General features: G+C 72.6%; 17 protein-coding genes. 8 read left to right on the top strand and 9 right to left on the bottom strand.

The window, feature by feature from the left end; genetic code table 11:
* Positions 1-26 precede the first annotated feature (26 nt).
* Positions 27-842, bottom strand: coding sequence for a response regulator transcription factor (locus tag ACFCY7_RS11785; protein ID WP_376483632.1), 816 nt, complete (start codon positions 840-842; stop codon positions 27-29).
* A 108-nt stretch (positions 843-950) separates the two neighbouring features.
* Here ACFCY7_RS11785 and ACFCY7_RS11780 point away from each other — a divergent pair, with 108 nt between their 5' ends.
* Entirely contained in the window at positions 951-2,636 is a 1,686-nt protein-coding gene (locus ACFCY7_RS11780) for an AMP-binding protein (RefSeq protein ID WP_376483596.1), read from the top strand.
* The gene (locus ACFCY7_RS11775; protein WP_376483594.1) at positions 2,633-4,246 is read left to right on the top strand and encodes an AMP-binding protein; all 1,614 of its coding nucleotides are present in this window, start codon (positions 2,633-2,635) and stop codon (positions 4,244-4,246) included. Before ACFCY7_RS11780 ends, ACFCY7_RS11775 begins: the two co-directional genes overlap by 4 nt.
* A gap of 100 nt (positions 4,247-4,346) precedes the next feature.
* Here ACFCY7_RS11775 and ACFCY7_RS11770 read toward each other — a convergent pair whose 3' ends face one another.
* The 3 genes from ACFCY7_RS11770 to ACFCY7_RS11760 form a co-directional block, all read right to left on the bottom strand.
* A complete protein-coding gene (locus ACFCY7_RS11770) occupies positions 4,347-4,862 on the bottom strand; it encodes a GNAT family N-acetyltransferase (protein ID WP_376483593.1) in 516 nt (171 codons plus the stop codon).
* A gap of 19 nt (positions 4,863-4,881) precedes the next feature.
* A complete protein-coding gene (locus ACFCY7_RS11765) occupies positions 4,882-5,748 on the bottom strand; it encodes a TIGR04222 domain-containing membrane protein (RefSeq protein ID WP_376483591.1) in 867 nt (288 codons plus the stop codon).
* 145 nt (positions 5,749-5,893) lie between these two features.
* Positions 5,894-7,288, bottom strand: coding sequence for a hypothetical protein (locus ACFCY7_RS11760; protein WP_376483589.1), 1,395 nt, complete (start codon positions 7,286-7,288; stop codon positions 5,894-5,896).
* Between the two features lie 242 nt (positions 7,289-7,530).
* Between ACFCY7_RS11760 and gcl the strand changes: the two genes are divergently transcribed.
* Positions 7,531-9,309, top strand: coding sequence for a glyoxylate carboligase (gcl, locus tag ACFCY7_RS11755; protein ID WP_376483630.1), 1,779 nt, complete (start codon positions 7,531-7,533; stop codon positions 9,307-9,309).
* A gap of 111 nt (positions 9,310-9,420) precedes the next feature.
* Here the strand turns inward: gcl and ACFCY7_RS11750 are convergent, their stop codons facing one another.
* Complete coding sequence (locus ACFCY7_RS11750; protein ID WP_376483587.1) at positions 9,421-10,407, bottom strand: ArsR family transcriptional regulator; 987 nt, start codon at positions 10,405-10,407, stop codon at positions 9,421-9,423.
* 354 nt (positions 10,408-10,761) lie between these two features.
* On the opposite strand from ACFCY7_RS11750, the gene ACFCY7_RS11745 reads away from it, so the two are divergent.
* The gene (locus ACFCY7_RS11745; protein ID WP_376483585.1) at positions 10,762-12,033 is read left to right on the top strand and encodes an MFS transporter; all 1,272 of its coding nucleotides are present in this window, start codon (positions 10,762-10,764) and stop codon (positions 12,031-12,033) included.
* Here ACFCY7_RS11745 and ACFCY7_RS11740 read toward each other — a convergent pair.
* The 4 genes from ACFCY7_RS11740 to ACFCY7_RS11725 form a co-directional block, all read right to left on the bottom strand.
* Entirely contained in the window at positions 11,969-12,634 is a 666-nt protein-coding gene (locus ACFCY7_RS11740) for an HNH endonuclease (RefSeq protein ID WP_376483583.1), read from the bottom strand. The genes ACFCY7_RS11745 and ACFCY7_RS11740 overlap by 65 nt on opposite strands.
* 490 nt (positions 12,635-13,124) lie before the next feature.
* Entirely contained in the window at positions 13,125-14,582 is a 1,458-nt protein-coding gene (locus tag ACFCY7_RS11735) for a catalase (protein WP_376483581.1), read from the bottom strand.
* Between the two features lie 187 nt (positions 14,583-14,769).
* Positions 14,770-15,660 carry a 2-hydroxy-3-oxopropionate reductase gene (locus ACFCY7_RS11730; RefSeq protein ID WP_376483579.1) on the bottom strand — a complete coding sequence of 297 codons (891 nt, stop codon included), beginning with the start codon at positions 15,658-15,660 and terminating at the stop codon, positions 14,770-14,772.
* A gap of 47 nt (positions 15,661-15,707) precedes the next feature.
* Positions 15,708-16,541 (bottom strand): TIM barrel protein, encoded by an 834-nt coding sequence (locus ACFCY7_RS11725; RefSeq protein WP_376483577.1) that lies wholly within the window; start codon positions 16,539-16,541, stop codon positions 15,708-15,710.
* A gap of 141 nt (positions 16,542-16,682) precedes the next feature.
* Here ACFCY7_RS11725 and ACFCY7_RS11720 point away from each other — a divergent pair, with 141 nt between their 5' ends.
* From ACFCY7_RS11720 to uraH, 4 genes are all read left to right on the top strand, one after another.
* On the top strand, positions 16,683-16,934 hold the full coding sequence (locus ACFCY7_RS11720) for a hypothetical protein (RefSeq protein ID WP_033204009.1): 252 nt from the start codon (positions 16,683-16,685) through the stop codon (positions 16,932-16,934).
* Between the two features lie 44 nt (positions 16,935-16,978).
* Complete coding sequence (locus ACFCY7_RS11715) at positions 16,979-17,317, top strand: helix-turn-helix domain-containing protein (protein ID WP_376483628.1); 339 nt, start codon at positions 16,979-16,981, stop codon at positions 17,315-17,317.
* Between the two features lie 155 nt (positions 17,318-17,472).
* Positions 17,473-18,042, top strand: coding sequence for a 2-oxo-4-hydroxy-4-carboxy-5-ureidoimidazoline decarboxylase (gene uraD / locus ACFCY7_RS11710; RefSeq protein ID WP_376483575.1), 570 nt, complete (start codon positions 17,473-17,475; stop codon positions 18,040-18,042).
* Positions 18,039-18,428 (top strand): hydroxyisourate hydrolase, encoded by a 390-nt coding sequence (uraH, locus tag ACFCY7_RS11705; protein WP_116158141.1) that lies wholly within the window; start codon positions 18,039-18,041, stop codon positions 18,426-18,428. Before uraD ends, uraH begins: the two co-directional genes overlap by 4 nt.
* The last annotated feature ends 3 nt before the right edge of the window (positions 18,429-18,431 follow it).

The raw sequence follows: 18,431 nt of genomic DNA, 5'->3' as shown, positions 1-18,431 counted from the left end.
CCGCCCGGGGACCGGCCCCCCGCCCGTCAGGGCAGCGCCCCCGCCCTGCGGGCCGCCACCACCGCCTCCGTCCGGGTGTGGGCGCCCAACTTGCGCATGGCCGAGCGCAGGTACCCCTTCACCGTCTCCGGGCGCAGGCCGAGCCGGCGGGCGGCCGTCGCGTTCGTGGCGCCGGAGGCGACGGCGGCGAGGACGTCGGTCTCGCGGGGAGTGAGGGTGACGCCGGGGACGGGCGCCGGGGTGCCGGAGGCGGACCGGAGACGACCGCAGACGGCGAGCAGGCGCTCCCGCAACTCGGGGTCGGTCACGCGGGGCGCCAGTTCGCGCAGCTCGCCGTAGGCCTGCCGCACCTCCTCCCAGGACGGACCGGGAGACGGCGGTGCGAGGAGCCGGTGCACCTCGTCCCGCACGGCGAGGGCCTGCTCCACGTCGCGGGCCGCGGCGACCGCCGCGTCGAAGACGCGCTCGCCGATCGGGAGGGCGTCGCGCAGCGCCCCGTACAGCACGCCGCGCACCTTGCGGCGCACGACGACGGGCACCGCGATCACCGAGCGGAGGCCCTCCGCCGAGACGGGGCCGTCGTACTCGTGCGTGATGTGCTGCGCCGAGGGGTAGTCCGTGACGGCGCAGGGGCGGGCGAGGGCCAGGCACTTCCCGCCGAGACCGGACCCGGCCGAGATGGCGAGCCCGTGCAGCGCCGGGGTCACCGCCCCGTTCAGCTCGCCGATCCGCAGGCCCCGGGCCTCGTGGAGCAGCCCGCCGAAGACCACCTGGAGGCCGGTGGTGCGGCGCAGGCGCAGCAGCGCGCCGCGCAGCTCCACCGAATCGACGTGCTCGCGCACCGTGCCCACCCCTTCGTCGCCGGTCTGGTTCACCCCCGAACGGGGGTAGTGAGACCTGGGTCACTGATTACACGATGTCCGGGACCGGTCCCGCAACGAGGAGGACACATGACGGCAGCGAGCGCGACCAGCGCGACGGAGGCGTTCCGGACGGCCCGGGACTTCCTGCTCCGACATCGCGACGACTACGAGACGGCCTACGAGGGCTTCGCCTGGCCCCGGCCCGACCGTTTCAACTGGGCGCTCGAATGGTTCGACGTCATCGCCGAGGGCAACGACCGGACCGCCCTGCACATCGTCGAGGAGGACGGCTCCGAGACGAAGGTGTCCTTCGCCGAGATGTCCGCCCGCTCGAACCGGGTCGCGAACTGGCTCCGCGCCCAGGGCGTCCGCGCCGGCGACCGGATCATCGTGATGCTCGGCAACCAGGCCGAGCTGTGGGAGACCGTGCTCGCCGCGATGAAGCTGCGCGCCGTCGTCATCCCCGCGACCCCGCTCCTCGGCCCCGCCGACCTGCGCGACCGCGTCGACCGGGGCCGCGCCCGCCACGTGATCGTGCGCGCCGAGGACACGGCCAAGTTCGACGACGTCCCCGGCGACTACACCCGGATCGCGGTCGGCGGCGACGGGGTGAGCTGGCTCGGCTACGAGCACGCGGCCCACGAGTCCGCCGACTTCGAGCCCGACGGCGCCACCCTCGCCGGCGACACGCTCATGCTGTACTTCACCTCCGGCACCACCGCCCGCCCCAAGCTCGTCGAGCACACCCACACCTCGTACCCGGTCGGGCACCTCTCGACCATGTACTGGATCGGCCTCAAGCCCGGCGACGTGCACCTCAACATCTCCTCGCCCGGCTGGGCCAAGCACGCCTGGTCCAACCTGTTCGCCCCGTGGAACGCGGAGGCGACCGTCTTCATCCACAACTACACGCGCTTCGACCCGGCGCGGCTGATGAGCGAGATGGAGCGGAACGGCGTCACCAGCTTCTGCGCCCCGCCGACCGTCTGGCGGATGCTCATCCAGGCCGACCTCGGCCAGCTGAAGACCCCGCCCCGCGAGGTCGTCGCCGCCGGCGAACCGCTCAACCCCGAGGTCATCGAATCCGTCCGGCGCTCCTGGGGCGTCACCATCCGGGACGGCTTCGGCCAGACCGAGACGGCCGTGCAGGTCTCCAACAGCCCCGGACAGCGGCTCAAGGAGGGCTCCATGGGCCGCCCGAGCCCCGGATTCCGCGTCACCCTCGTCGACCCGGTGACCGGCAGGCCCGACGTCGAGGAGGGCGAGATCTGCCTGGACCTGTCGGCCAACCCGGTGGGCCTGATGACCGGCTACCACGGAGACCCGGAGCGTACGGCCGAGGCCATGGCGGACGGCTACTACCGCACCGGCGACATCGGCTCCCGCGACGCGGACGGCTACATCTTCTACGTCGGCCGCTCGGACGACGTCTTCAAGGCCTCCGACTACAAGATCAGCCCCTTCGAGCTGGAGAGCGCGCTCCTGGAGCACGAGGCCGTCGCCGAGGCCGCCGTCGTCCCCGCCCCCGACCCGGTGCGGCTCGCCGTCCCGAAGGCGTACGTCGTCCTCGCCGCCGGCTGGCAGCCGGACGAGGAGACCGCGAAGGCGCTGTTCGCCCACTCGCGCGCGGTCCTCGCCCCCTACAAGCGCGTCCGCCGCATCGAGTTCGCCGAGCTCCCCAAGACCGTCTCCGGCAAGATCCGCCGGGTGGAACTGCGCCGCCTCACCGCCGAGGGCGGCGGCAAGGAGTACGTGGAAGGAGACCTCGGATGACCGGCACCACGGACGGCACCACGGAACTCTCGTACGCGCACGGGGCGTCCACCACCGCGCTCCTCGGCGACACCATCGGCGCCAACCTCGACCGCGCCGTCGCCGCCTGGCCGGACCGGGAGGCACTCGTCGACGTGCCCACCGGACGGCGCTGGACCTACGCCCGATTCGGTGCGGACGTCGACCGGTTGGCCGGTTCGCTGCTCGGCAGCGGGGTGCGGAAGGGCGACCGGGTCGGCATCTGGGCGGTCAACTGCGCCGAATGGGTCCTCGTCCAGTACGCCACCGCCCGCATCGGCGCCGTGATGGTCAACATCAACCCGGCCTACCGCGCCCACGAGCTGGCGTACGTCCTCGACCAGGCGGGGATCACCCTGCTGTTCGCCTCACTCACCCACAAGACCAGCGACTACCGGGCCATGGTCGAGCAAGTGCGGCCGGAGTGCCCGCGGTTGCGCGAGGTCGTCTACTTCGGGGACGCGAGCTGGGACGCCCTCCTCGGCCGCACGGCCGGCGAACTGCGCCCGGAGCCGCTCTCCTGCGACGAACCCGTCAACATCCAGTACACCTCGGGGACCACGGGCTTCCCCAAGGGCGCCACGCTCTCCCACCACAACATCCTCAACAACGGCTACTTCGTCGGCGAGATGATCGCCTACACCGAGCAGGACCGGATCTGCGTCCCGGTGCCCTTCTACCACTGCTTCGGCATGGTGATGGGAAACCTGGCGGCCACCTCGCACGGTGCGTGCATCGTCGTCCCGGCCCCCTCCTTCGACCCCGCCGCCACCCTCCGGGCGGTGCAGGAGGAGCGCTGCACCTCCCTCTACGGGGTGCCGACCATGTTCATCGCCGAGCTCAACCTGCCCGACTTCGCGACGTACGACCTCTCCAGCCTCCGCACCGGCATCATGGCGGGCTCGCCGTGCCCGGTGGAGGTGATGAAGCGGGTCGTCGCCGAGATGAACATGGCCGAGGTGTCGATCTGCTACGGCATGACCGAGACCTCGCCCGTCTCCACCCAGACCCGCCGCGACGACGACCTGGAGCGCCGCACCGGCACCGTCGGCCGGGTCATGCCCCACGTCGAGGTGAAGGTCGTCGACCCGGCCACCGGCCTCACCGTCGAGCGCGGCACGGCCGGGGAGCTGTGCACCCGCGGCTACAGCGTGATGCTCGGCTACTGGGAAGAACCGGCGAAGACCGCCGAGGCCGTCGACGCCGGCCGCTGGATGCACACCGGCGACCTGGCCGTGATGCGCGCCGACGGCTACGTCCAGATCGTCGGCCGCATCAAGGACATGATCATCCGAGGCGGCGAGAACGTGTACCCGCGCGAGATCGAGGAGTTCCTCTACGGGCACCCCAAGATCGCCGACGTCCAGGTCGTCGGCGTCCCCGACGAGCGGTACGGCGAGGAGATCCTCGCCTGCGTCATCCCCCGCGACCCCGCCGACCCGCCGACCCCGGAGGACGTCACGGCCTTCTGCCGCGACCGGCTCGCCCACTACAAGATCCCGCGCCGGGTGGAGATCCTCACCGAGTTCCCCATGACCGTCAGCGGCAAGGTGCGGAAGGTGGAGCTGCGGCAGCGGTACGGCCCCGCCTGAGACCGGCCGGTGGGCGCACGCCGGCCGACCCCGTACGCGACCCCGTGCGCCGGCCGACCCCGCGTCGGTCCCGACCCCGTACGTCAGCGGACCCCGTACGTCAGCAGACCTCCCTGCGCATGCAGATCCGGGGCCAGGCGGACAGGCCGTGTGCCGCCTCGGCACGGCTGATGGCGAGCAGGCCCTCGGTGAGGGCCGGGTCGGACTCGGCGAGCGGCCGGAAGCCGATCCGCGCGTAGTACGGGGCGTTCCACGGGACCTCGGTGAACGTCGTCAGGGTCAGCGCCGCCAGGCCCTGCTCCCTGGCGGCCGACTCCAGATGCTCGATCAGCGCCCGGCCGACGCCCCGGCGGGCGGCGTCCGGGTGCACCGACACCTGCTCGATGTGGGCGGAGCCGTCGACCGTGTCGGCGAGCAGATACGCGACCGGGCGGTCGGCGGCGTCCACCGCCACCCAGGCCCGGCCCGCGCGGCGGTACGTCTCCAGGACGTCCAGGGGCAAGGGGTCGTCGTCGGCGATCGCCGCCATGCCGAGGGAACGGAACGGCTCGCCCGCCGCCCGTTCGATGTCCTGGAGCAGCGGGAGTTCGGCCGGAGCGGCCGCTCTGATGCGCATAGGACAGTATGGCGCGACGTCACCGGGAAGGGCCGCCCGTGCTCGGACCCGGCTCCGGAGGCGGCCTGTTTCCGTACCCGCCGACGGTCGGACCCGGCGGCCCGCCCCCGTACCCGCCGACGGTCGGACCGTCGTCGTCGGGGCGGTCGAGGAGACCGCCCTCCCGGGAGAAGCGCGGCAGGAACAGCGCGAGCGCCGGATCGCCGTACAGGGCGACGTACAGCTGGACGAGCCGCCCGTCGGTGACCTCGCTCCGGTGGGCCGGCAGCGGATACCGCTCCCGCAGGCCGTCGAGCAGCCGCCCCGCCGCCCGGGTGGCGGGCGGCAGCCGCAGCAGCACGACCGCCGCCAGGACCGGCGGCACACCGGTGGCGACCGCTGCGGCGACGTGGGTGCCGGGGGCCGCCGCGGTGAACAGCCCCGCCGCCGCGCCCGCCACCACCGTCAGCGGCACGCAGCCCAGGAGAACCCGGGCCGCCCACAGCCGTGCGAGCGGCCGCAGCAGCCCCGACCCGCGGAGTTCGGCGCGCAGCGCGTCCACGGCCCGCCGCGCCTCGGGACGCGAGGCGAGGGCCCGCAGCCCGAACGCCCGGTGGAGCGCCCCGTGCACGCCGAGCTGGACGGGGTCGCTGGTGCGCCCCGGACCGCCATTGGCCCGAATCGTATGTTTGCGGCCCGCCGCGACCGCCCCGCGCTGGTGCAGGGCCACGAGCGCGACGGTCACCGCCGCCCGCCGCCCGCCCCGCAGCAGCGCGAGCACCTGCGGCGGCGGCACCTCGTCCGCGCACGGCGCACCGCTTTCCCGGCTGCGGGTTCGCAACAACGCTGCGGCGAGGAGGAGTTCTCCCCACGCGGCACCGATGAACCACCACATCCCCGTCGTCATGACGCCCACCCCCAGAGGGTGTTGTGCCCGGCGGAACATGATCGTCACGCGTGAATGGCCGGTTTCGGATGCCGAGGTGTCGTGGACGGCACGTGCCGGGGTGCCGCCGACCGCACCGACGGCGCCGACGGCGGGGTCCCGTCCCTCAGGCTCCGCCGGCCGCCAGTTCGTCGGCCGCGAGGTTCACCGGCTGCGGGGTGCCGGTCAGGTCGAGGACGAACAGCGGGAGGCCGATCTCGGCGGCGCGCGAGCGGGCCTCCGGGGTGTAGCCGGCGAGCGAGAAGAACACGCTCACCGCGGAGGCGCTCAGCCCGTTCAGCCAGAGGCACTCGACCGCCCGCAGCCCGGTCTGCCGGGTGCTCGGGTCGACCTGGGCCACCAGCCCGGGCGCCCGCAGGTCCACCCCGGAGACCGGCCGCTCCTCGGGCTGGACGACGTCCCTGAACCCGAGCCACCGCAGATACCCGGCCGCCGCCGCCACCGCGTCCCGCGCCGTCCTGATCGTCACCGGCCGGAAGGCCCCTCGCGCCGGAGCCGGCCGCGGGGCCGTCGGCGGCAGCGGAAGGTGCGCCGGATACCGCTCGGCGAACGAGCGGTGCGCACCCACCCGGGGCGGCACCCCGGCGGCACTCTGCGCGGCCGCACCCGGTCCGGCGGCCGCCCGCCCCGCGTCGCGCTCGCCGGAGCGGGGACCTTCGGAGCGGGGACCTTCGGGGCGCGGGCCTTCGGGGCGCGGACCGTCGGGACGAGCAGCGTCACCACGAGAACCGTCGGGGTGAGGGCCGTCGGGACGCTTGCCGTCGGCGCGAGGGTCTTCGCCCCGCTGGTCTTCGCCCCGGTGGCCATCGCCCTGCCGGTCGTCCGCACGGGAGCCGTCGCCCCGCGCCGCGGGCCCCCTGCCGAACCAGTCGGAGCCGGGGTCGGCGTCCCGTGGCCGGGCGGGGGCGGGGTAGTCCCCGGGGCCGCCGTCGGCCCCGCGGGCGCCGTGGCCGAAGGCGATCCCGCCCGGCCCGGCCCCCTCGGACCCCGGCCTTCCGCCGTCTCCGGGATCGTGCGCCGTTTCCGGCCAGGGCACGACGGGCCCGTCGGAGGGCCCGGGGGTGGCGCTGCCCTGGCCGCCGACGCCGCCCGGTGCCGCGCCGCCGTGCTGCGGGGAGGCGCCGGGGGCCGTGAGGGAAGGCCCGGTGCGGTCCGGTCCCGGTGCGGGGCGGGGGTGGGCCGGGGTGGTCTCGGGGGCGGGGTAGCCGGCGCCGGAGGGCGGCGGCGGGGCGGGTTCGGTCACCGGGCGTACGGGGACGCGGAGGACCGTGCCGCAGGAACACCCGAGCTCGGGGTGGGGCCAGTCGTCCTCGCGGCCGCAGGCGCCGCAGCGGACGGTGACCCATTCGTCCGTCCAGTTCCGGTGCGTGATCGGCTCCGCCGCCGCGCCGGCCGTCACCGGCGGCGCCACGGGGCTGCCGCACGCGCAGGGGAAGACCGGCGCCGCGTACGCCTGCGTGCGCTGGCACTCCGGGCAGCGCACCGGTACGGAATCGCCCACAACCCAACCCCCTGTCGTTCCGTCCCATCGTCCACCCATCCGCCACCTCGGTGGAGGGTGTTCGGCCACTTCGGTGATCCCGCGGGGCGGACTTCTCTTGACGGCCCTCCGTGACCCCACCTACATTGCTTCCGTATAGCAGAACAGTATTTCCGCATTACGGAAACAGGCCGCGAAGCGCCCCGAGTCGCAGCGCGTGCCCGCATCCGACCGGCCGAAGCAGGAGCACTCCCATGCCTCGTATGACCGCCGCCGCAGCGGCCGTTGAGATCCTCAAGCGCGAAGGCGTCACCCAGGCGTTCGGCGTCCCCGGCGCGGCGATCAACCCCTTCTACCGCGAGCTCAAGAACGTGGGCGGCGTCGGCCACACGCTCGCCCGCCACGTCGAGGGCGCGTCCCACATGGCCGAGGGCTACACCCGGGCCAAGGCCGGCAACATCGGCGTCTGCATCGGCACGTCCGGCCCCGCCGGCACCGACATGATCACCGGCCTGTACTCGGCCATCGCGGACTCGATCCCGATCCTCTGCATCACCGGCCAGGCTCCGGTCTCGAAGCTCCACAAGGAGGACTTCCAGGCCGTCGACATCGCCACCATCGCCAAGCCGGTGACCAAGGCCGCCACGACCGTCCTGGAGGCCGCGCAGGTCCCCGGCGTCTTCCAGCAGGCCTTCCACCTGATGCGCTCCGGCCGTCCCGGCCCGGTCCTCATCGACCTCCCGATCGACGTCCAGCTGACCGAGATCGAGTTCGACCCGGAGACCTACGAGCCGCTGCCGGTCTACAAGCCGCGGGCCACCCGCGCGCAGGCTGCGAAGGCGCTGAGCTTCCTCCTGGAGTCCGAGCGCCCGCTGATCGTCGCCGGCGGCGGCATCATCAACGCCGACGCCACCGACCTGCTCGTCGAGTTCGCCGAGCTGACCGGCATCCCGGTCATCTCCACCCTGATGGGCTGGGGCACCATCCCGGACGACCACGAGCTCGCCGCCGGCATGGTCGGCGTCCAGACCGCGCACCGCTACGGCAACGCGACCTTCCTGGAGTCGGACTTCGTCCTCGGCATCGGCAACCGCTGGGCCAACCGCCACACGGGCTACAACCTGGAGGCGTACACCAAGGGCCGGAAGTTCGTCCACGTCGACATCGAGCCCACCCAGCTCGGCAAGATCTTCGCCCCCGACTACGGCATCGCCTCCGACGCCAAGGCCGCGCTCGAACTCTTCATCGAGATCGCCAAGGAGCTGAAGGCCGCGGGCGAGCTGCCCGACTTCTCCGCCTGGGCCGCCTCCGCGCAGGAGCGCAAGGCCACCCTCCAGCGCCGCACGCACTTCGACAACATCCCCCTGAAGCCGCAGCGCGTCTACGAGGAGATGAACAAGGCCTTCGGCCCGGAGACCCGCTACGTCACCACGATCGGCCTCTCCCAGATCGCGGCCGCGCAGTTCCTGCACGTCTACAAGCCGCGCCACTGGATCAACTGCGGCCAGGCCGGCCCGCTCGGCTGGACCATCCCGGCCGCGATCGGTGCCGCCACCGCCGACCCGGAGACCCCGGTCGTCGCGCTCTCCGGCGACTACGACTTCCAGTTCATGATCGAGGAGCTGGCGGTCGCCGCCCAGCACAAGGTCCCCTACGTCCACGTCCTCGTGAACAACGCCTACCTCGGCCTGATCCGCCAGGCGCAGGGCGGCCTCGGCATCAACTTCGAGGTCAACCTCGAGTTCGAGAACATCAACACCCCGGAGATCGGCGTCTACGGCGTCGACCACGTCAAGGTCGCCGAGGGCCTGGGCGTCAAGGCCATCCGCGTCACCGACCCGGACAAGCTGGGCGAGGCGCTGGAGGAGGCCAAGAAGCTGGCCGTCGAGCACCAGGTCCCGGTCGTCGTCGAGGCCATCCTGGAGCGCATCACCAACATCGCGATGAGCAAGACGGTCGACATGAGCGACGTCACCGAGTTCGAGGAGCTCGCGACCGAGCCCGGCCACGCGCCGACCGCGATCAAGGCCCTCAAGGTCTGACCCCGGCAGCCGTGACCCGGCCCCCGCCCCGCTGAGCACCGGGGCGGGGGCCGCCCGCGTTCACCCACCGCCCGCGCCCACCACGGGTCCGCGTTCACCACGGGTCCGCGTTCACCGCCGGCCCGCCGGGTCCCCCGCCCGGACGAGCACCGCGCCCGCCTCCGTCCACGCGTACAGCACCGACCGGCCCGCCCGCCCCCGCCGCACGAGCCCGGCGTCCCGCAGCACCTTCAGGTGCCGGCCCACCGACCCGAGGCCCTGCCCGGTCAGCGCCACCAACTGGCTCGTGGACAGCGGGGTTTCGAGCCGTACGAGTACCCCGGCCCGCGCCGTCCCGAGCAGCGCGCCGAGCGCCTCCGGCACGACGGGGCCCGCGCGGTCCGCGAGTACGCCCGCGCACGCGTACACGACCGCGAACCGTTCCGTGCCCTCCCAGGACACCCATCCGGTGTCCGGGGTCACCGGCACGAAGAACAGCCGACCGCCGTCGACCGAACGCGGGGGATAGGCGCGGGTGTTGACCTGCAGACGGCCGTCGCCGAGCCACCGCAGCCTCCCCGGGTGCAGTTCGTCGAGGGCCGCCGCCCAGCCGTCCCGACCCAACCGGGCGGTCCGCGCCACCACATCGGCCTCCAGGATCCTGCGGCGGCGCGGCCAGTCGGGCAGCACCGTCTCCCGCCACACCCAGGTCAGGACCTCCGCCATCCGGCGCGGAAGATCCCCCGCCGACCTCAGCGGCTCCGGTACGGGGCCACCGACCGCCACCTCCAACTGGGCCACGGCGTCGCCCGGTTCGGCGTCACGCACCGCCGCGACCTCTTCCTCGAAGGACCGCTCGTGCCCGCCGGTCGGCGTCGGCGTCAGGAAGTCGGCGTTCCAGGTGGGCCCGAGGGCGGCCCGTACGAGCAGCGCGTCGAGGGGCTCCGCGGCGAGGCGCCCGCGGTACGCGGGCAGGTGGGCGGCCAGCCAGGCCCGCTCGCCCGGATGGGAGCCCACTCCCGCGTGCAGGGTCTTGAGCGCCGCGACCGTCTCCGCGAGCGGCGACACGAGGAACCTGCTCCCGGCCAGCGAGTCCGTACCGATCCGCCACCACCCCATGCCGCCCGCCCCACCTTCCGTCCCTCGCCCGCCGAGCCCTGCGTGCCCAGCTCAGCCCTGCCTCGCCCTGCCCAGCTCAGCCCTGCCTCGCCCAGCTCAGCCCTGCCTCGCCCAGCTCAGCCCTGCCCCGCGTGCTCTGCCCCGCCCCGCGCGCGCCGCCCCTTCATGTGCGCGCCTTGCCCTGCGTACCCTGCCCAGCCCTGCGTACCCTGCCCAGCCCCGCGTACTCCGCTCCCCGTGCGGTCCGTCATCCCGCCCGCCCGCGTGCTGGGTGCACCCCCGCGTCCTACGGCCGCCGTTTCGCCTCCCCGCGAAACAGTACCGATGCGGCCGACCCGCCCGGAGACTCCCCGCATGCCCCGCTACCGCACCCTCTTCCGCACGCCCGAGTTCACCCCGCTCTTCCTCGCCGGCTCGGCCCAGACCGCCGCCCAGACCGTCGCGGGGCTCGGTCTCGCCACGCTCGTCTTCCGCGCGACGGGCTCGCCGTTCCTGTCGGCGCTCGCGCTCTTCGGGCCGTCGCTCGCCCAGCTGCTCGGCGCGACCACGCTGCTCTCCGCCGCCGACCGGCTGCCGCCGCGCGCCGCGCTCTCCGGGATCGCCCTCTTCTTCGCGGCGGCCACCGCGGTCCTGGCGGTCCCGGACCTGCCGGCCTGGGCGTTCTGCGCGGTCCTCCTCGCGAAGGGGCTCGCGGCCTCGCTGGGCGGCGGGGTGCGGTACGGGCTCCTGAACGAGATCCTCCCGCGCGAGCGGTACCTGCTGGGCCGTTCGGTGACGAACATGGCCTCCGGGGCCTGCCAGATCGGCGGCTTCGCCACCGGCGGGCTCCTCGTCGCGCTGCTGTCGCCGCGCGGCGCGGTCCTCGCCGGCGCGGGGCTGTACCTCGCGGCCTCCGCCGTCGCCCGGCTGGGCCTCGGGGAGCGCCCGCCCCGGGCGGCCGGCCGGCCCTCGGTCGCCGAGACCCGGCGGAGCAACGCGCGGCTGTGGTCCTCGCCCGCCCGCCGCCGCGCCTACCTCGCCCTCTGGGTGCCGAACGGGCTGGTCGTCGGCTGCGAGTCGCTCTTCGTGCCGTACGCACCCGAGCGCGCCGGGCTGCTCTTCGCGTGCGGCGCGCTCGGGATGCTGGCCGGGGACGTCGCCGTCGGCCGCTTCGTACCGGCGCGGGTGCGCGGCCGGATCCGCTTCCCGCTCCAGGCGCTGCTCGCGGCGCCGTTCCTGCTGTTCGCCGTCGACCCGGGGCTGCCGCTCGCGGTCGCCGCCGTGACCGTGTCGGCGGTCGGGTACGGGGCGAGCCTGCTGCACCAGGAACGGCTGATGGAACTGGTGCCGGAGGAGCTGAGCGGTCATGCCCTCGGGCTGCACGCCTCGGGGATGCTCGCCCTCCAGGGGGTGAGCGCCGCGCTGGCCGGCACGCTCGCCCAGTACACGTCACCGCGTGCGGGGATGGTGGTCCTCGCCGCCGCCTCGCTCGGAGTGACGCTCTGCCTCGCCCTGGCCGAGCGCGGCGAGCGAGGGGCGGGCGGGGCCGGGGCGGAGCGTCGCGGCGAGCGCGGGGAGGTGTCTACCGGGGCGCCGTCGAGCGCAGCACGACCGTCTCCTCGCAGGGCCCGTCGGCGAACAGCTTGAGCGCCTCGACCTCGTCCTTGTCGGCGGAGAGGCCCCAGCGGAGCTTGGTGGCCACCCACTCGCCGACGTAGCGGCAGTACTGTCCGGCGTCCGAGGGCACCCACTCGGCGGGATCCCGGCCCGCCTTGTCCTTGTGACTGCGGGCCGTGACGGCGACGAGGGTCGCGGCCGCGCCCTGGTCGTTGGCGTACCGTTCGCGCCGCGCCGCGGTCCAGCCGGACGCCCCCGACTCCCAGGCCTCCTGGAGCGCGACGAGGTGGTCGACGCGGAGGGCGGTCGGGTCGGTGACGCTCTGGCCGTCGTAGTACGAGGTCCAGCGGCCACCGGTGAGGGCGCAGTCCGCCCCGGTCCGCGGGGCGTCGACGGCCTCGGCGAGCAGTACCTCGGAGTGGGTGTCGCAGCCGTCCGCGGGGTCGAGCCCCTTGTTCCAGTGGCGGAACGCGGTCTCCTTGTACCCGTCCGGGTCCTCGGCGGCCTCGGCGAGCCCGGCGAGCGCGTCGGGCAGCAGGACGACGTTCGCGGAGAGGGCGGGGGAGGGCGCGGCCAGCGGCGACAGGATCAGCGCGAGCGGTGTGAGGCCGCGCATCAGGTTCTTGATCATGTACGAGTGGATAGCGCCGGTGCCGGGGCGACGCGGGCCCGAATCGCGGTGCGCTCGTCCGAGCGGGTGCGGATCTTCACCGCAGAAACGATGCGCTGCGGCGGCGTACGGGCGGAGAAGGAGCCGTACGGACGGAGAAGAGCGCGGAACCAGGGACCGTAAACCTGGTTCCGCGCTCTCGTCTGATGACCGCCCGACGGCACGAGGCTGGCGCGACAGGACGTTCGCGCCGCCGGGCGGAGTCTGTGGGCCCCCGAAGGGGCGGGTGGGGCGTTGGGACCGCGGCGGTGCCGACGGGCGCGCGGGTCGGTCCCTTCTTTCAGGTCAAGAAGGGGGCCTTGCGCCCTTACCACCGCACTGGCTCGGAGCCGCCGCGGTCCTCACGCTTGTCCGGTCCGCCGACCACCCCTCATCCGGGCCGGCGATCCGGACCGCGTACGGCACTGACCTCCCGTCAGGTGCCGTACGCAGTCTGGGTGTTCTCCGAGGATCAGTCCTCGCGCAGGGCGCGGACGGCCTCGGCCACGCGCTTGCCGTAGTCCGCGTCGGCGGCGGCGAAGTGCGCGAGGTTCTTCTCGATGACGTCCTCGCGGGACACCTGGGACAGGCCGCCGGCGATGTTGGCGACCAGACGGCCCTTCTCGTCCTCGGACATCAGGCGGTAGAGCTCACCGGCCTGGAAGAAGTCGTCGTCCTTGGTGTGCGCGGGCGCCTCGTGGGTGCCGGTCCAGCCGTGGATCGCGAGCGGCGCGGAGAGCGCGGCGTCGGTCTGGGCCGGGCCCTGGTACGAGTTGGGCTCGTAGTTCTTGTCGTGGCGCGAACCGTTGCGGGTGGCCATGAAGCCGTCCCGGCCGTAGTTCTGGGCCGTGGTCGCCTTGGGGGCGTTCACCGGCAGCAGGGTGTGGTTCACGCCGAGGCGGTAGCGGTGGGCGTCCGCGTAGGCGAAGAGGCGGCCCTGGAGCATCTTGTCCGGCGACGGGCCGATGCCCGGGACGAAGTTGTTCGGGGAGAACGCGGCCTGCTCGACCTCGGCGAAGACGTTCTCCGGGTTGCGGTCGAGGACCAGGCGGCCCACGCGCTGGAGCGGGTAGTCGCTGTGCGGCCACACCTTGGTGAGGTCGAACGGGTTGAAGCGGTACTCCGCGGCCTCGGCGGCCGGCATGACCTGGACGTACAGGGTCCACGAGGGGTTCACGCCGCGCTCGATCGCCTGGAGCAGGTCGGTCTGGTGCGAGTTCGCGTCCTTGCCGACGAGCTCGGCGGCCTGGTCCGCGGAGAGGCTGCGGATGCCCTGGTTCGTCTTGAAGTGGTACTTGACGAAGAAGGCCTCGCCCGCCTCGTTGGTCCACTGGTAGGTGTGCGAGCCGTAGCCGTTCATGTGGCGGTACGAGGCCGGGATGCCGCGGTCGCCCATGAGCCAGGTGATCTGGTGGGTCGCCTCGGGGGCGTGGGCCCAGAAGTCCCAGACGTTGTCCGCCTCCTGCTTGCCCGTGAAGGGGTCGCGCTTCTGGGAGTGGATGAAGTCGGGGAACTTGATCGGGTCCTTGATGAAGAACACCGGGGTGTTGTTGCCGACGAGGTCGTAGTTGCCCTCTTCGGTGTAGAACTTCAGCGCGAAGCCGCGGGGGTCGCGGACCGCGTCGGCGCCGCCGAGCGAGTCGGCCACGGTGGAGAAGCGGATGAACGTCTCGGTCTTCTTGCCGACCTCGGAGAGGAACGCGGCCTTCGTGAAGCCGGTGACGTCGTCGGTCACCTCGAAGAAGCCGTACGCGCCGGAGCCGCGGGCGTGCACCACGCGCTCCGGGATCCGCTCACGGTTGAAGCGCGCGAGCTTCTCCAGGAGGTGCTGGTCCTGGAGGAGGATCGGGCCACCGACGCCGGCGGTGGCGGAGTTCTGGTTGTCGGCGATGGGGGCGCCGGACTCGGTCGTAAGCACGCGCTTCGACATCGTGACCTTCCGTACGGGAGCTCTGCTGACGGTCCGAGGAGCGTAAATTCGGCTCGAACGTAACGTCAACAGTTTGTTGAAAAGGAAGTGTGGTGTTCCGGCCGACGGCGACGCCTTGGGCGCGACAGGACAGGTGTCAGCGCCGCCGCCGACCGGAATTCAGGGGCCCCGGGTGGGGGCGGGTGGGTCAGACCTGCTGGCCGGAGAGGCGCTCGACGGCGCGCAGCAGGGCCGAGTGGTCCAGGCCGCCGTCGCCCTGCGCACGCAGGGAGGCGACGAGCTGGGCGACGACGGCACCGACCGGGAGGGCCGCGCCGACGTTGCGGGCGGCGTCGGTGACGATGCCCATGTCCTTGTGGTGCAGGTCGATCCGGAAGCCGGGCTTGAAGTCCCGGTTCAGGAAGTTGTCCTTCTTGCGGGTCAGCACGGTCGAGCCGGCCAGACCGCCGTTGAGGACGTCCAGGGCGGCCTGGAGGTTCACGCCGGACTTCTCGAGGAAGACGACGGCCTCGGCGCAGGCCTGGATGTTGACCGCGACGATCAGCTGGTTGGCGGCCTTCACCGTCTGGCCGGAGCCGTGCGGGCCGCAGAGCACGATGGTCTTGCCGAGGGCCTCCAGGATCGGGAGGGCCTCGTCGAAGTCGGCCTGCTCGCCGCCGACCATGATCGAGAGCACGGCCTCGATGGCGCCGGCCTCGCCGCCGGACACCGGGGCGTCGATGACGCGGATGCCCTTCTCGGCGGCGTTCTTGGCGAGGTCGACCGAGGTCTGCGGGGTGATCGACGACATGTCGACGATCAGCGCGCCCTGCTTGGCGTTCTCCAGGATGCCCTCGGGGCCGTAGGAGATGGCCTCGACCTGCGGGGAGGCGGGCACCATCGTGATGATGACGTCGGCGTCCTCGACGGCCTCGGCGATCGAGCCGGCCGCGGAGCCGCCGGCCTTGGCCAGGCGGTCCAGCTTGTCCTGCTCCAGGGTGAAGCCGGTGACCGAGTAGCCGGCCTTGAGGAGGTTCTCGGACATGGGGGAGCCCATGATGCCGAGACCGATCCAAGCGATCTTGGGAAGAGTGCTCATGGTGAGGGTGCCTCTCAAAACAAGGTGGTACGGGGAGGTGGCCTGCGTCAGCGGGCCGGGCGGGCCTCGGCGGGCAGCCACTCGAAGGACGCGGCGGCGTCGGCGGCCTTGTACTCCAGGCCGACCCAGCCGTCGTAACCGGCCTTCCTCAGCTCGTCGAGCAGCTGCTCCAGGGGGAGCTCGCCGGTGCCCGGCGCGCCGCGGCCCGGGTTGTCCGCGATCTGGACGTGGCCGGTCTTGGCGGCGTACTCCGCGATGACCTGGCCGACGTCCTCGCCGTTCATCGACAGGTGGTAGATGTCGAGGAGGAACTTGGCGTTGCCGAGGCCGGTGGCCGCGTTGACCTTGTCGATCACCTCGATGGCGGAGGGGGCGCTCACCAGCGGGTAGAGCGGCGACTCCGGCTTGTTGAGGGTCTCGACGAGGAGGATCGCGCCGATCCGGTCGGCCGCGCGGGCGGCCAGGACCAGGTTCTCCAGGGCGAGGGCGTCCTGGATCTGCGGGTCGACGCCCTCGACGCGGTTGCCGTAGAGCGCGTTGAGCGCCTTGCAGCCGACCGAGGCGGCGAAGTCGGCGGCCACCTCGATGTTGGCGCGGAAGCGGTCCGACTCTTCCCCGGGTACGGAGAGGGCTCCGCGGTCCGGGCCGGGGAGCTGCCCGGCGTAGAAGTTCAGGCCCACCAGCTGGGTGCCGGCGTCCTCAAGAGCCTTCTTGAGGGCGTCGAGCTCGCTCTGCTCGGGGGTGGCGGTGTCGATCCAGGGCCACCACAGCTCGACCGCGGTGAAGCCCGCCGCGGCGGCGGCCGCGGGGCGCTCCAGGAGCGGGAGTTCCGTGAAGAGGATCGACAGGTTCACATCGAAGCGCTGGTCCGTGTATCCCATGAGGGGTAGGCGCTCCTTCCGTATCGCGGAAGTAAGTTTCTGTCTGACGGAATGTTGCAAGGGGGCTGCCTCACTTGTCAAGAGGTCCCCGCAGGTCCGGGGCTCCCGTCGGCCGGATCGGGGCCGTAGTTTGGGGTCATGGTGCGTTTGAGAGTGGAGTTCACGACCGAGCCGTTCGACCTCGACGAGGCGCCGGCGCACGCGGTCGTGGCCCGTGAGGTCATCCAGTCGGCCGAACTGGACGCGGTCGACGTCGGCCCCTTCGGCAACACGGCGGAAGGCGGCGCCGACGCGGTGCTCACCGCGGTCGACTCGCTGCTGCGCAAGTCGCTCGCGGCCGGCGCCACCCGCGTCTCGCTCCAGGTCAATGTGATCGGTGAGGGGGAGAAGTGACCGAGCACCCCTTGGTGGCGGCGGTGAAGCCCCTGGTGGACGCCATGGGCGCCGAGCTGCTCGTGCCCGCGCAGGCGGAGGCGGACGACGTCGTCCTGTCCTGGGAGGGCGAGGACGTCCTCGCCGTACGGCTGCCGCAGCTGTCCGACTCCCTCGACCACATCCTGGTGGCGATGGAGCGGCGGCACGGGATGCCGCTGGCCGAACTCGACCGCAAGGCCAAGCAGGAGGTCGTCCGCCTCCTGGAGGCGCGCGGCGCCTTCTCCGTACGTCATGGAGTGGAGACGGTGGCCGGGGCACTGGGTGTCAGCCGGTTCACCGTGTACAACTACCTGAACAGGGAGACCGCCCTGAACAGGGAAAAGGCCGCCAAAGGCGAGTAGTTGATCATGTGTGGCCACAAGCCGTCGTCCGGATGTCGGGACGACGGCTTGTGTGTGGCCGAGTTTTCAACAAAGTGTTGACGTCGTGTTGCGGAGGGCGTTAGCTATCCGCAGCCCGTCCGACGCACAGCGAAAAACAGCCACGGAGGCTTCCCGTGACTTCAGGAACGACACCGGGCCTCACCCGGTTCAACACCTCGGCGGACAGCGAGGCCGTCGCCGCGCTCCACGAGGTGTGCTCCAGTTCGGCGTGGGGGAGCAAGCTCGTCGCCCAGCGCCCGTACACCACCGCCGAAGCCCTCTTCCTCGCCAGCGACGCCGCCATGGCCGAGCTGACCGCCGAGGACCTGGCCGACGCGATGGCGGGCCACCCGCCGATCGGTCGTCCGAAGGCAGGGGACCCGACCTCCTCCCGCGAACAGAGCGGAATGGCCGGCGCCTCCGCGGAACTCAAGGCCGAGATGCTCGAACTCAACCTGGCCTACCAGGACAAGTTCGGTCATGTCTTCCTCATCTGCGCCACCGGCAGGACCGGCGAGCAGATGCGCGACGCGGTCCGCGAGCGGATCGGGAACTCGCCCGAGGAGGAGCGGGAGATCGTCCGCACCGAACTGGGCAAGATCAACCGCATCCGGCTGACCCGTCTCGTGGAGACCCCCGAGGGCCCCGAGACCTCCGGAACCCCCGGTACCCCCGAGACCTCCGAGGAAGAGAGCTCCGCATGAGCACCGACACCACCGCCTCGGTGTCCACGCACATCCTGGACACCAGCATCGGCCGCCCGGCCGAGGGCGTGGCCATCACGCTCGCGGCCCGCAGCGGCTCCGACGCGGAATGGGTCACGCTCGGCGGCTCCGCCACCGACGCGGACGGGCGCTGCAAGGACCTGCCGGCGCTGCCGGAAGAAACCACCCACGTGCGTCTCGACTTCGAGACCGAGACGTACTTCGCCAAGAAGCAAGCCGAGGCGCAGCAGGACGCCCCCCGCGTAAGGGACAGCGGTGCGTTCTTCCCGGAGGTGGCGATCACGTTCGCCGTCAAGCCGGGCGAGCACTATCACGTACCGCTGCTGCTCAACCCGTTCGGCTACTCCGTTTACCGAGGGAGCTAGCAG

The sequence above is a fragment of the Streptomyces sp. NPDC056361 genome (genome assembly GCF_042262805.1).
GTDB lineage: Bacteria > Actinomycetota > Actinomycetes > Streptomycetales > Streptomycetaceae > Streptomyces.
The sequence above is the reverse complement of the archived record's forward strand: the minus strand, read 5'-3'. Positions and strand labels throughout refer to the sequence as shown.